Here is a 13,933-nt window from a genome sequence, read left to right on the forward strand (position 1 = left end):
GGCCGTATGCCCCGAATATCGCCCGTCTGGCAGTCCCATAACTGTCCGGTGGGCGTTTCCAGCGAGTGGCCCGGAGAGCGCACCCTCCGGGCCACCTCCCGGAAGGCACGGGCTCGCTAGCCTGGTGCCAGGTAGCGGTAGACCAAGGCGACCGACATCACCTTGAGATCAATCAAGGAAGCGGTCCACCTGATGGACTCCCGGCGACGCTGATGACCGTCTCTCCGACGATGACCGCCGACGACCCCCCGCCCGCCGGCACATGCCCGGCAGACTCTCACTGGCCGCTTGTCGCTTGTCTTGTCGCTTGTTGGTCATGCCGCCGAGGTCCTTCGCGAAGGTCCCTTCGCCCGCCCGTGGGCGAGGCCGGAACCGGGGTCACCGACCTGTCCGGTCAGCTCACTCAGGCCGTGTCCTGCTGCAGGGCCGGGGCACGCATCTGAAGCCCGCCGCAGCAAAGTGCCCGGAGCCCAAGCGCAACTCGTGAGCCGGCACCACCCGACAAGACATCAGCAGGCCCTGGTCAGTCAGTCCGCACCGAGCGGAACCCGCAGCCGCACCCGGTAGCCGCCCTCCGCGGTCGGGCCCGCATCCAGGGCGCCGTGCAGGACGTCGGCCCGTTCCCGCAGACCGACCAGGCCCTGCTGTGAACCGGGCAGGGGCAGAGAGGGACGCGTGGGCGGGGTGTTGGTGACGGTCACACCGACGCCGTCGCCGTCCTGCCACAGCTCGACGCTGGCGGTGGCGCCGGGGGCGTGCTTGCGGACGTTGGTCAGCGCCTCCTGGACGGTCCGGTAGAGGGCGCGCTGGGCGGGTGTGCCCACAGTGGCCGGGAGCTCACCCGTCAGCTTCGCGTGAGTGCCACTTGACTCCACCAGTTTGCGCAGGTCAGCCAGGGTGGGCTGAGGCGTCAGCTCGGTGGCGTGGCCGCCGGAGGCACGCAGCAGCGTGACCATGGTGCGCAGTTCATCGAGCGTGGTGACGCTCAGCGAACGGATCGTGCGGGCAGCCTCCTTGGCGTCCGCGTCCTTGGCGGCGACCTGCAGGGCGCCGGCCCGTACCGCGATCAGGCTGACCTGGTGGGAGACCACGTCGTGCATTTCGCGGGCCAGTTGGGCGCGCTCGCGGGCGAGCACGGTCTGGGCGTGCAGTGCCCGCTCGTGCTCCCTTGCCTCCTCGATCTCGACAAGCCGACGCGCCAAGTCCCGACGCGCCGCGAGAAGCTGCGCGATGAGGACCGGAGCGGCGGCTGTGGCCAAGCTGTAGACGAAGGTGACCAGCGTCATGGTCCGGCCGACCTCGGTGAGGCCGGCCAGGGGCCACGGAGTGCTGTTCGCGACGGCGGTCAGGACGACGCACACCGCAAGGAGAGGACGAGTGCGGGAACGCTCGGCCAGGGTGAACAGCGCCGCGAGCGGAGCGACGGCGACGGGCTGCGTCAGCGAGATGGGCACGGTGAGCAAGAACACGCCGAGCGGAAACCGGCGCCGGAAAGCCAGCGCGGCACAACCGAGCGCGGCCAGCGCGACGCCGAGACGCGTGTCATCCAGCAGGTTCAGCCACACGTCCACGGCCGCAGCCACCACCAGGACGAGGTCGACGACCGGCGCGGGCACACGCTCCCACAGCGCGTGAGCGCGATTCATCGCCCGGCCTCCGACTGTGGCCGCTGGTCGAGCAGCCCGGACCGCTGCGCCAGCAGCGCCGCCTGCACCCGGCCCGTGACGCGCAACTTGGTGAGGATCGCGCTGACGTGGTCCTTGACCGTGCCGGCACCCAGGTGAATGCGCGCCCCGATGTCGGCGTTCGACAAGCCCTCCGCCACCAGGACGAGGACATCGCGCTCGCGGGCGGTAAGCAGCCGGACCCGTGCCGCATCCCCGTCGACGGCCGCCCCGGTGCCGGGGTGACCGCGCAGCAGGGTCCGCGACGCCTTGGGCGAGAGCACCACACCGCCCGCGGCCAGGGTGCGCACCAGGTGGGCGAGTTGGTCCGGTTCGGTGTCCTTGAGCAGGAAACCGGCCGCGCCGCAGTGCAGGGCGGTCAGGATGTACTCGTCGGCGTCGAACGTCGTCAGCATCGCCACGACCGGCGGATCCGGCACCGCGCGCAGCTCGCGCAGGACCGTGAGCCCGTCAACGTCCGGCATCCGTATGTCCAGCAGCACCACGTCCGGTCGCGCCCGGCGGACGGTATCCACCGCATCGCCGCCGCCCGCGGTCGCGACGACCTCGATGTCCTCCGAGGCACCCAGAATGAGTTCGAAGCCCGACCGGATCAGTGCCTCGTCGTCCACCACCACTACCCGTATCACGCGCGCTCCGCCCCCCCATTTGTTCGTACATGCCGTCCGGCCCGTGCCGCCTCGGCCCTAAAGCCTCCCAGAGCCCCGGCGGCCGGACGCACGTCAGCCCCAGCCACACGGCGGGGTAGTGCCCTCTGATCGGCAGGAACACCACACCCTGCTGCCGGCTGTTCCACGATCGGCCCGGTCTCCAGCCAGGGGCATGACACAGCACGCGGAATCCCCCCGGCCCACGCACCCGAGCGCGAGATGATCCCGGTCTTGCCATTGGCGCCGAGGCGGTCGACGACATTGGCCAACGTTCCGCAGTCGCACGCCGGGGCTGACGGTGCAGCTTCGCTCGGCGAGTGGTGGCCGCACCGGCAGGCGAGCACGTCGTGCGTGGCCCCGTGGCACAGTGCACGAGGGTGGCCAGAAGCAGGTCGACGACCGGTCCCTGCCAAGCGGAGGGGGTCGGCCGGCCGACCGGCGGGGCACCTCCCGAAGCCCGGCGGATGGTCGACCACCCCCCGCCTCAGCCAGGTTGTCCCGGTGACCGAGATCGAAAGCACCAAGAAGACGCCTCCACGGCCCTTGCCCAAACCCGGGTCCGACACGGTGACGGCACGCCCCGCACCGATGGCGCGGCTGGTCGGGGTCGACCTCGCCCGCGCACTGGCCGTGTTCGGCATGTTCACCGTGCACGTTGGCCCCGCACCCACGCCGGGCGGCGGTGTCGGCAACTGGTTCCTGGAGCTGGCCAGCGGCCGGGCGTCGGCGCTGTTCGCCACCCTCGCCGGGTTCTCGCTGATGCTGATCGCAGGCCGCTTCGAGCCGAAGACCGGGCTGGCTGGCCGGCAGGCGAGGGCCCGGATCGTGATCCGGGCCGTAATCCTTCTGGTGCTGGGCAGCGCGTTGGCCATGACCAACTTCGGCGGCGCCGGCATCCTCAACTTCTACGCGGTGTACTTCCTGCTGGCCCTGCCCCTGCTGCGACTGCGGGCCAGGACACTCGCAATCATTGCGGTCACGCTCGCGGTCGTCACGCCACAGGTGGCGTACGTGACCCGGGCCCTGCTCACCGAGTCGATCGTGAACGGGATCGACTCCTGGGACCCCATCGCGCGCCTGTGCGGCGTGGGCGTGCTCGACCTCCTGCTCCTGGGCCTCTACCCGGCGATCACCTGGATGACGTTCGTGGTCACCGGCATGACGTTGGGCCGGCTGGACCTGAGCTCCGGCGCGGTCCGGCGGCGGCTGGCCATCGTCGGCCCCGCGATGATCGCATTCGGATACGGCGTCTCCTGGCTGGTGCTCCGGCTGACCGGCGGCGCTCAGAAAATCATGGCCGGGATGCCCGCCGACCCCGGTGCCATGAAGGACCCCGCCATGGCAGCGGGATCCTTCGACTCGCCAGTCGGTACCGGGCTGGGAGGCTCCAACGCGTGGGGACTCCTGGCAGCCGAGCCGCACAGCGGTTCCACGTTCGACCTCATCGGCAGCCTGGGCATCGCGATCACCGTGCTCCTGTGCCTGACGGTCGCCCTGGACCGGCTGCCGTGGCTGGGCAGGGCGGCAAAGCCGATCATCGCCGTCGGCACCATGTCCCTGACCCTCTACGTGGGCCACATCCTGGTGATCCTCGCCCTGCCCGGCGAAGCGGCCACCCCGCCGCAGTCCGCCTCCGCCGCACTGCTGCTCTGCTTCGTCCTCGGAGCCACCGCTTTCGCGGCGCTCTGGTCCCGCTTCTTCCGCCGCGGCCCCCTGGAGTACCTGCTCAACGGCACCACCAAACTGGCGCACCGCGTCCGCTGAGCCCCGGGCGGGCACGCCGGGAACTCCGAGCGTCAGGTGGGCTCCGGCGTGCAGGCGCCGGAGGCCGCAGCCCTGCGGCTCCCGCGTAGCCCCCCCGCCCCATCCCCTCGAGGCGGTCCGGCACCACTCGCATCCCGCCCGCACCCGGACCCACCGTCACAACCGCCGGCTCCGGCTCCGGCTCCGGCTCCGGCTCCGGAGCCGGCGACACGATGCCCGGCGGTTGCCGTCCACCATCGGTGGCCTCGGCCCACTGCCCGAACACCACCTCGGCGGCCTCCAACCGGGCGACCTCCCTTTCGAGTTCACCCAGCTCCTTGCGCAGCAGCTCGGCACGTTTCGCCAGCTCAAGCCGCCGCTCGATCGTCCACGCCAGCACGTCCGTCATGAGCATCCCTCCCAGCGCAGAACCTACGCGGCGACCCCCGAACCTCATTCCAGAACCCGCGAGAACACCCGCGCCAGACGATCTCCAACGCCATTGCGTTTACCGATGTGGGCGGGGCGCAAGCCCCTTCTCCATGATCGCGATCTCGGCGCAGAGGGTGTAGGTCTGGGCGGTGGCGGGGTGCTGGCCGACGTTCGGGGCGTACTTGCTGTGGCTCTTAAGGCTGCGGGCCTTCATGCGCTGGCGACGGCGGGTCGGCAGGAGGTTATCGAGCAGTGCGCGACCGATGGCGCCGACCAGGCGGACAGGGCCGGTGGGAAGGATGCCGGAGGCGGTGACCGGGGCACGGTCGGGCAGTTGGAGGCTTGTGCCGTCGAAGGCGACCGTGCGCATCCCACACCACCAGGCGCCGGGCATGCTTCTTGCGGCTACGGTCCCGGCCAGCGTCTCGAACAGTACCTTCAACGGCCGGGCGCCCAGCCGACGCCGGGCCCGGGAGAGCGAGGAGGCATGCGGCCGTGTCAACGACAGCCCGGCCAGCCCCGCGGTGAGCTTGTCCCACACCGCCCGGTAGGAGCAGTCCTCGAACAGGGCGAGCCCGAGAACGAAGTACACCACCACCCTCGCCGGCAGCATACGAATCCGTCGCTGCACTGCGCGGGTCTCGTCCAGCACCGCGTCCACCAGCGCGAAGTCCACGATCTGCGTCAACTCGCCCAGATGCCCCGGAGCGAACACACCCCCGGCTGCCTCGATCGTGCGTGTGATGACAGACTTCTCCCGCAACGGGACTCCCGGACTCGATGATCACCTTGCTCGACACAAGTTGATCTACCAGGGGTCCCGTTCCTGCTGTTCAGGCGGGGGTTGCAGACGTCTCAAGATCCCTAACGCAATGGCGTTGCAGAGAACAGAAATGATCACGCAGGGCCACGGGCATCTTGCGTCCAGGGCCAAGCAGCCCGACCCAACACGGAGCGTGACGCCGTGTCAGCAAGCCGAACCAGCGCACCGCTCAACTTCGACGACCCCGATTACATCCGTCGTCCGCAGGTGGACCCAGTGCTCGGCGGGGAAGTCGTAGAACGCCAGCAGCTCCTCCACATCGTCCGTGATCTTCGCGACGGCCTTGGGCCATTTCGCGCCAGACGTCTTCTCGAACGCGGTGACCGCCTTCTCGGCGTGCGCACGGTCCTCGGCGTTGTAGATCTCCTGCAGAGCCTTCTTCGCGCCGGGCTGCGCGGACTTCGGCAGGGCGTTCGTGATGTTCCGAGTCTTGTGAACCCAACACCTCTGGTGCCTGGCCTGCGGAAACACTTCTGCCAGTGCCCTCCACAATCCCATCGCGCCGTCGCCGACCACGAGCACCGGGGCGCACATCCCGCGCCGCCGGCAGTCGCGCAACAGGTCCGCCCAGGACTCGGTGGACTCGCGCAGGCCCTCGGCGATCGCGATCAGCTCCTTGACGCCGTCGACGCGGACGCCCATCAGAACCAGAAGGCAGGAGCGGGCCTCGGACAAGCGGATCTTGGGGTGGATACCGTCGGCCCACACGTAAACATAATGAGAATCGGCCAGGTCACGACGCTGGAAAGCGGCGTGATCGGCGGTCCACTGCTTCGTCACCCGGGTCACCGTGGCCGGCGACAGCCCGGCCACCGAGCCCAGGAACTGCTCCATCGCAGGCACGAAATCGCCCGACGACAGGCCGTGGAGATAGAGCAGCGGCAACACTTCGCTGATTTTCGGGGACTTCCGGCACCACGGCGCGAGGATCTTCGAGGAGAACCGCTGCCGTTCACCCCTCTCCTCGTCGATGCGCTTATCCTTCACCCGAGGCGCGGCCACCTCGATGGGCCCGGCCGCCGTAGTCACCGCCCGCGGCCGGTGGCTTCCATTGCGCACCACCAGCCGGCGGCCGGCCTCATCACGCTGACCGGCGAGCTCGGCTGTGTACTGGTCCACCTCCGCCTCCAGGGCGGCAGCCAGCATCCGCCGGGCGCCCTCACGGACAATCTCGTCGATCAGGGAACTTGTCTCGGTGGTGCCGTCTTCGTTGACTAGCCTGAGCACGGGCCTGCCTTCTCAGCCCGCGCTGCGAACGCGGGCCTACTCGGTGACCTTGAGTCGATCACCCGGGAAGGTACGCCCTCAGCACTCCGCAGAGCATCCCACCCGAGCCGATCTACAAGTTCTGAGCATTGCTCCTCCGTTTTGCGGGCGTCCACCACTACCACGGCCAGTTCGACGGTGGAGGCGCCGGTCACCATGTTGCGGGCGACGTTGATGGTGATGCCCTGCTCGCGCTCGGCCCGCAGCCCGTCGGTGAGCAGTGCGAGGTCCACGGTGGAGTGTCCCCGGTTCCGGGAGTCGTGCAGCAGCCGTCCGAAGAGGGTGGACTTGCCATCGTCCACCGAGCCGGCGGTGGCAAAACGCAACAGCGAGGCGGCGGGTGCGATGGTCGTGGTCAGAAGTACCCTCGCGCTTGCGGTCTTCCATGGCGGCTTCGGAGAGTTTGTCGTCCGCCCTGCTCGCGCCGCGCTCGGTCAGTCGGCTGGCGGCGATCTCGGCGACGACGGCCTCGGTCGTGGCGGCGTCGGAGTCGACGGCGCCGGTGCAGGACATGTCGCCGACGGTGCGGTAGCGGATCAGCCGTCGTTGTACGGGTTCGTGGTCCTCGGGGCCGCCCCACGCACCGGCGGTCAACCACATGCCGTCGCGGGAGAACACCTCGCGCTCATGGGCGAAGTAGATCTCCGGCAGTTCGATCTTCTCCCGCTCGATGTACTGCCAGACGTCGAGCTCGGTCCAGTTGGAGAGCGGAAAGACCCGCATGTGCTCTCCGGGCGCGTGCCGGCCATTGTAGAGCGACCACAGTTCGGGGCGCTGGCGCCGCGGGTCCCAGCCGCCGAACTCGTCGCGCAGCGAGAAGATGCGCTCCTTGGCGCGGGACTTCTCCTCATCGCGGCGGCCACCACCCAGGGCGGCGTCGAAACGATGCGCCTCGATGGCGTCGAGCAGCGGCACGGTCTGCAGCGGGTTGCGGGTGCCGTCCGGGCGCTCGCGCAGCCGGCCGTCGTCGATGTAGTCCTGTACGCGGGCGATGTGCAGGCGCAGCCGGTGCCTGGCTGCCACCCGGTCCCGGTGGTCGATCACCTCGGGAAAGTTGTGGCCGGTGTCGACGTGCAGCAGCGCGAACGGGAGCGGCGCGGGCCAGAAGGCCTTGGCGGCCAGGTGCACCATGGCGAGGGAGTCCTTGCCGCCCGAGAAGAGGACCACCGGACGCTCGAACTCCCCGGCCACCTCACGCAGGATGTGTACCGACTCGGCTTCCAGTACGTCCAGGTGCGTCAGCGCGTATCCGCTGTTCGGGTCCGTCGACGTGGTGTCGGACGCAGCGGCGGTCACACCAGTCCCCTCTCGGCGAGCAGGGCGTGGACGACGTCCGCCGACTCGGTGGGTGTCTGGCGGTGTGTCTCCAGGCGTAACTCCGGGCATTCCGGGGGTTCGTAGGGGTCGTCCACGCCAGTGAGGCCGGACAGCGCGCCGGCGGCCTGCCGGGCGTAGAGGCCCTTGACGTCACGTGCGGCACAGACCTCCACGGGCGCGGCCACGTGGATCTCCACGTACGGTACGCGGGCGAGGTCATGGCGGAGCCGGTTGGTCTCGCGGCTGCTCCGGTAGGGAGCGATGACCGGCACCAGCACGATGACGCCGTTGCGGGCGAGCACCTCGGCGACCATGCCGACCCGCCGCACATGGGTGTCGCGGTCCTCACGGGAGAAGCCGAGGCCGGCCGAGAGGGCGGTACGGACCGCGTCGCCGTCCAGGATCTCCACCCGGCGGCCCTCGGACTGCAGCCGGGCGGCCACTTCTGCCGCGATGGTGCTCTTGCCCGCGCTGGGCAGCCCGGTCAGCCACACCGTGGCCCCCTGGGGGGCGGGCGGGGGCGCCGGTCGCTCGCCCTGGGCGCGCCGGGCCGGCCGTGCGGCCGGCGACGAGGAATGCAGCAGCGCCCGTGCCAGGTCCGCGGCCTGCTGCCGGACCTCCGGGATGGCCGTGGTCTCCCACAGGTCGCCGCGTCGGTGGGCACCCAGGGTCCACACCGAGCCGACGACTCCGTCATGGCCCCGCACCCGTCCCTCGGCGGTCGTCGCGAGGCCGATCCCCAGCGGCCCGCGACGGGCCAGCCCCGAGTCCATCAGGGACCTGAGCAGCGGATCATCGGAGCTGGCCGGCCCCAGGTCCGGACCGGTGCAGTCCACCACCCAGCCGACCCGGATCTCCCGGGATCCCGTCACCGTCACAGTGAGCGCATCGCCGTCGTCCCGGGCGGCCGTGACTTCACCGGCACGGACACGTAGCCGCCCGGCGGTCCTGAGCCGGGTGACGGTCTCGGCCGTCTCGGGCGGCATCCGGTGCCGGTGGACGTCCCACAGGTGCCGGTCGTGCCGGAGGAACTCGGCTCGGTCCGCCTCGTCCAGCCGGCTCCACAGCCCGGAAGTCAGGGGGCGCAGGCCATCGACGGCCGGACGCCAGTCGCCCTGGGCACGCTGCACCAGCCGGACGTGGCGCTGGACGGCGGACCGCAACCGGCGCAGCGGCAGCCCGACCAGTGGCTCCTCCGGGGCCACGGGTGGCAGGGGGACCACGGCATGAGCCCGGGGCAGCAGCCCGTGCCGCGACAGGGCGTGCACGGTGCGGCCCGGGCGGTCGACCGCCAGCGCGACGTCCACCGCGCTCAGGCCGGTGCCGACCAACAGCACGTCATCGCCGTCCATGAGCGGCCCGGCCAGGGCGTCGGGCTGCCAGGGGTCGGGGATGAACCGTTCGTACTTCCTCAGTTCGATAGGTGCCCACTGCGCCGCACCGGCCAGCGGACCGGTGGCGATCACGACGCTGTCGGCCATGAGGCACGTACCGTCGGCCAGCCGCACCCGTGTGTGCTCGCCCTGCACCGAGCAGGCCACGGCTCGACCGGACAGGCGCCGGAAGGTCAGCGGGCCACCGGCCCGCTCGACGCAGGCGGCTAGGGTGGCGGAGAGATAGTCGCCGTAGTGACGTCTGGGCACGAAGGACCGCTCGGTCGCGGAGGGACATCGGTTTCGGACCAGCCAATGAACGAAATGACCGGGCCGGTCGTGCAGACAACTCATGGCGCCCGCCGGCACGTTGAGCAGGTGCCGGGGATCCTTCGTGGTGAACGCCCTGCTCGCTCCGGCCGGCGGCCCCGGATCGACCAGGGTGAGCTCCACCGGCGCGCGTCGCCTGCGGGACTCCTCGGCGACCTGCATGGCGACCATGCTCCCGGCGGCTCCCGCCCCCACTATCACCAGCTTCAGAGGAACACGACCGCGTGCGCCGACCATCTGTACCTCCGCAGGGACTCTCCACCAATCCGGTCAATCATATGGTCGTTCCCTTGTTGCCAGTGAGACCAACGTGGCTCAGTTGAGGTCAAGTTCACGAAGGGGCCTTCACCCAAGGCCGGGTAGTTAGCGTATTTCCGCTGGTGGCAATGCAGTTCGGTGTCGGGTAGGAACGCGGGCAACAGGGCTGCGTTGGTCAGGTAGTCCGCCAAGACTTCCGGCCGTTGAGGAGCCCCGTTGCCCACGCGTCACTGTGCCCTGCGCCCCGGTCTGGCGAGGGTCACCCGTGAGTTCACCGTGGCCGAGGGCCGGTTCGCGCCCGGTCATCTGGGCGAGTTGACGCAGGTCATACCGTTCGACCTCGTCGATGCCGTTCTGGATGAAACCCGTTGCGTGCAGCGCCGGTTACGGGATCTGCCCTCGCGGGTCGGGGTCTACTTCCTCCTCGCGATGTGCCTGTTCCCGGAGGTCGGCTACCGGCTGGTCTGGCACAAGCTGACCGCAGCCCTTACGGGCGTCGGGATCGAGGTCGCGGAGCCAACTGCGAAAGCCTTGCGTGACCTGCGCAGACGGCTCGGTGCAGAACCGATGAAGCGCGTGTTCGAGACCCTGGCCGGCCCGCTCGCCCAGCCGGTGACTCCCGGAGTGCGGTTCGGGCCGTTCCGGATGGTCTCCTTCGACGGCTGCAGCTCGATCAAGCTCCCCGATACCGAGCGCAACGTGGAGTGGTTCGGACCTGGCAGCCGTGGCGGGTATCCGATGCTGGAACTGATGACCCTGGTGGAGACCGGCACCCGTGCCCCGGCAGAGAGGGAAGCATGACGCTTCCTTCGATGTCCGCCGTCGTGCCCGTGGCAAGCGCCTGGAGGGCAACCAAAATCCGCAGCTGCCCGGCCGTGGTGACACTGTCGAGGACGCGCAGGGTGGGCAGTACCCGTACGTCTGCTCTCGGGTCGCGGTAGATCAACTCTCCGACGGCCTCGCGAGTTATCGGCTCGGTCGCCAGAAGGTGAGTGATGACCTTCCTACGTCGCGTCTGAGTCGAGGCCATTCCCACGCGCCGCAGAAGGGGCAGGCCCTCAGGGGCGCCGCGAAGAACGTCCTGGGCTGCCTGTTCTGGCGTCTGCCCGTCGTGCACGGCGCCGGTGGGCAGCATGATCAAGCCGCGGAGGTCAGCGACCACCAGCGCGTCTGCCCCCACCGGGAGGAGTAACGCCACCCCGATGACTGGCGGCCGCCAGTTCTCGTACCGAGCGGGCGGCGGCTCAGGGACGGGATCGGTGCTTCGTGCAGCGGGAAGAAGTCAACACCGTTGCGTTTGAGTCTTGAGTCGCAGGTCAAGCCCTGGTGAATGACGCAACGGGACGTCCTGATAGATCAACTTGTTGTCTAAGCAAGGTGATCACTGGGAGTCCCGTTGCAGGAGAAGTCTGTCATCACGCGCACCGTCGAGGCGGCCGGGGGTCTGTACGCGCCCGGTCACCTGGGCGAGCTGACCCAGACCGTGGACTTCGCGCTGGTGGACGCGGTGATCGAGGAGACCGGGTCACGCGAGAGGCGGCTGCGGCTGCTGCCGTCCCGGGTCGTGGTCTACTTCGTCCTCGCGCTGGCACTGTTCGAGGACTGCTCCTACCGGGGCGTATGGGGCAAGCTGACGGCGGGGCTGGAAGGACTGCCGTTGGTGCGGCCTGCGGCCTCCTCGCTGTCCAGAGCTCGGCGGCGAGTCGGGGCAGCACCGCTGCGGCGGCTGTTCGAGATCCTCGCCGGGCCCGTCGCGCACCTCGGGCAGGCCGGTTCGTTCTCCCGGGGCCTGCGGACCGTGGCGGTGGACGGCACTTTGCTGCACGTGCCCGACGAGGAGGCGCTCACCCGGCATTATCTCAAGCGAGTGGGCGAGAGCGTGGAGTTCGGCTACCCGCTGCTGCGACTCGTGGTCCTTGTCGAGTGCGGAACCCGTGCCGTGCTGGCCGCCGCGTTCGGCGCCGAGAGCGACGGCGAACTCACCTACGCAGGCCGTTTGTTGAGTGTGCTGGACCGCACGATGCTCCTGCTGGCCGATGCCGGCTTCGATGGAGCCGAGTTCGCCCGGGATGTCCAAGCCGCCGGCGCTCAGTTCCTGGTGCGCTCCTCCGCCCGCCGGATACCCACCCCCTTCCGGCACCTGGGCGACGGCTCCTACCTGGCCCGGATCGGTTACGGCGTCCTGCCCGTCCTGCTGGTCGTCCGGGTCATCGAGGCATCCGTGACCGTCACACTGGCCGACGGCACCGTACGCACCGAGCAGTGGCGCCTGCTCACCAGCCTCCTCGACCCAGCCGCCCACCCGGCCACCGAGCTTGTTGATCTTTATCATGAGCGGTGGCAGTCGGAGACGACATATTTCTCGATCAAGGCGACCATGCTCGACGGCCGCGTCCTGCGCTCGCGCAGCCTTCAGGGCCTTGACCAGGAGGTCTACGCCCTGCTCACCACCTACCAAGCCCTGATCCGCGCTGCCGCCGACACCGTCTGCACCCGGCCCGGGATGGACATGGACCGCATCAGCTTCACCGTCCTGCAGACCACCGCCGCCGACAGCGTCACCACCGCGACCGGAATCCTGCCCCCGACCGGCCCCGCCGATCTCGTCGGCACCATCGGCCGGGCCGCCCTCGACGCCCTGCACCCCGCCCGCCGCCGGCAGCGCGTCAAGGCCCGTACCCGCAAGAACCCCACCGGCAAGTACGGACCGAACGCCGGACAGCACCCCACGACAAGCCAGAACTACACCGTCCGCACCACAGTTACGTTCTTCGAGCACGGGCTCGCGAACCGCTCACGGAGGTAAACGCAACGGTGTTGCCCAGGAGACGTACCGGGCCCGGCCCTCCCGGGCGAGGCGCAGGTACCTGTCCAAAATGCCGAGTTGGCTGACTGCCTCGGGCACGGCCAGGGCCACCAGCTCGACGCGGTAGCCCGCCTGCCGGTACGCGGCGATCCCGGCCAGGAACTCTTGCGGGTGGGCCAAAGGCGCCTCCACCACAGCGTCGTACCGGCCGGCTCGCACCCGAGCCTACACTTCGGCCTGCCACCGGTAGGTCTCCGGACGCACCCGCACCCCAGCGGTCCGCACGTCCTCGCTGAGCAAGGCCGCGTAGTGGGGGTGGATGTTCTTGTCGGCGGTGCGGTCCACCCGCACCGCACCGCCCCGCCGCTCCAGCATGCGCCGGGCCAGCTCCGGCTTGGTCAGCACTGCTCGTGCCCGCTCGGCCGGGATGCCCTGCTCGGCGCAGCGTGCCTCGTGCTCGGGCCCGGTGCCGGCCCACTCCCGCCCCAGGTACAACTCGCGGTCGATCAACGTCCGCCCGAGCCGGGACCCGTACGAAAGGTGCACGCTGACCTGGGCGTTTTCGATTCTTCCCGCGGTGCCGGTGTACTGCCGCTGCACGCCGGCGCTCTTGCGGCCCTTCTTGATGTCTCCGGTCTCGTCCGCGATCAGCACGGCGTCCGGGTCGGCCAGGGCCGCGACGGCGAGGGCGCGGACCCGGTCGCGCAGCTCATCCGCGTCCCAGGCGGCCTTGGCCAAGAAGCCCTGCAACCGGTCAGGGTTCGGGTGCCCGGCGAACTCCGCCAGCTGCCACAGGTTCTTGCGCGGGACCTCGCTGAGCAGCCCCCGCACCATCGCCCGCAGATTCTCCCGCGACGCCGGACGCGCGAACACGTCGTCTACCGACGCGCACAGCACCTCCAACTCCTCATCAAGAGCGTGGAGTTCAGCCTCGCTCAACTCCCTGTCCCGCACAGTGTCCGGCGGCAGCATCAGTCCCACGAACGGAGCAACGAGCAAACCGCCGTCACGTCACGTGAATCACCGGCTGTAGTACTATGCATGGCAAGGGCCTGTAACGACCCAGGAACCATCGCTGTTTTGATGGGAAGAGCTCCCCGGGCCGAACTGGTACCCCCCGCCAGACACGCACGTGGCTGTGGCGTTGTCAAATGCCTCGTCTTTGGTAGGTCCAGTCCCGGAGATGAGGTAACTCGTATCTGCGCTGGCAGGGAGAGCAGTCGCGAGGCTGAGCGTGGCGAAGCTCGCCG

At 69.6% G+C, this 13,933-nt stretch carries 6 protein-coding genes and 6 pseudogenes; 3 read left to right on the plus strand and 9 right to left on the minus strand.

What is annotated here, in order from left to right:
• Positions 1-527 precede the first annotated feature (527 nt).
• Both ABZZ74_RS49725 and ABZZ74_RS49730 read right to left on the minus strand, forming a co-directional pair.
• Positions 528-1,646, minus strand: coding sequence for a histidine kinase (locus ABZZ74_RS49725; RefSeq protein ID WP_356950746.1), 1,119 nt, complete (start codon positions 1,644-1,646; stop codon positions 528-530).
• Positions 1,643-2,302 carry a response regulator transcription factor gene (locus tag ABZZ74_RS49730; protein WP_356950750.1) on the minus strand — a complete coding sequence of 220 codons (660 nt, stop codon included), beginning with the start codon at positions 2,300-2,302 and terminating at the stop codon, positions 1,643-1,645. The genes ABZZ74_RS49725 and ABZZ74_RS49730 overlap by 4 nt, the downstream gene beginning before the upstream one ends.
• A 534-nt stretch (positions 2,303-2,836) precedes the next feature.
• Between ABZZ74_RS49730 and ABZZ74_RS49735 the strand changes: the two genes are divergently transcribed.
• Positions 2,837-4,099 (plus strand): DUF418 domain-containing protein, encoded by a 1,263-nt coding sequence (locus ABZZ74_RS49735; protein ID WP_356950747.1) that lies wholly within the window; start codon positions 2,837-2,839, stop codon positions 4,097-4,099.
• A gap of 487 nt (positions 4,100-4,586) precedes the next feature.
• Here the strand turns inward: ABZZ74_RS49735 and ABZZ74_RS49740 are convergent, their stop codons facing one another.
• From ABZZ74_RS49740 to ABZZ74_RS49765, 6 genes and pseudogenes are all read right to left on the minus strand, one after another.
• On the minus strand, positions 4,587-5,273 hold the full coding sequence (locus ABZZ74_RS49740) for a transposase domain-containing protein (protein WP_356950748.1): 687 nt from the start codon (positions 5,271-5,273) through the stop codon (positions 4,587-4,589).
• Between the two features lie 246 nt (positions 5,274-5,519).
• Positions 5,520-6,560: pseudogene (locus ABZZ74_RS49745) on the minus strand (IS256 family transposase); the annotation flags it as partial.
• Between the two features lie 143 nt (positions 6,561-6,703).
• A pseudogene (locus tag ABZZ74_RS49750) lies at positions 6,704-6,958 on the minus strand (GTP-binding protein); the annotation flags it as partial.
• Between the two features lie 4 nt (positions 6,959-6,962).
• Positions 6,963-7,895, minus strand: a pseudogene (gene cysD / locus ABZZ74_RS49755) (sulfate adenylyltransferase subunit CysD); the annotation flags it as partial.
• Positions 7,892-8,410 carry an adenylyl-sulfate kinase gene (gene cysC, locus ABZZ74_RS49760; RefSeq protein WP_356950751.1) on the minus strand — a complete coding sequence of 173 codons (519 nt, stop codon included), beginning with the start codon at positions 8,408-8,410 and terminating at the stop codon, positions 7,892-7,894. The pseudogene cysD and the gene cysC, both read right to left, overlap by 4 nt.
• Positions 8,411-9,379: 969 nt before the next feature.
• Positions 9,380-9,856, minus strand: a pseudogene (locus ABZZ74_RS49765) (FAD/NAD(P)-binding protein); the annotation flags it as partial.
• Positions 9,857-10,114: 258 nt separating this feature from the next.
• On the opposite strand from ABZZ74_RS49765, the pseudogene ABZZ74_RS49770 reads away from it, so the two are divergent.
• A pseudogene (locus ABZZ74_RS49770) lies at positions 10,115-10,657 on the plus strand (transposase domain-containing protein); the annotation flags it as partial.
• Positions 10,658-11,273: 616 nt separating this feature from the next.
• Positions 11,274-12,683 carry an IS4 family transposase gene (locus tag ABZZ74_RS49775; RefSeq protein WP_356950749.1) on the plus strand — a complete coding sequence of 470 codons (1,410 nt, stop codon included), beginning with the start codon at positions 11,274-11,276 and terminating at the stop codon, positions 12,681-12,683.
• Here ABZZ74_RS49775 and ABZZ74_RS49780 read toward each other — a convergent pair.
• A pseudogene (locus ABZZ74_RS49780) lies at positions 12,672-13,655 on the minus strand (transposase). The gene ABZZ74_RS49775 and the pseudogene ABZZ74_RS49780 overlap by 12 nt on opposite strands.
• Positions 13,656-13,933 lie beyond the last annotated feature (278 nt).

Origin of the sequence: Streptomyces sp. NPDC006476, from assembly GCF_040612015.1 — a bacterium.
Taxonomy (GTDB): domain Bacteria; phylum Actinomycetota; class Actinomycetes; order Streptomycetales; family Streptomycetaceae; genus Streptomyces; species Streptomyces griseorubiginosus_B.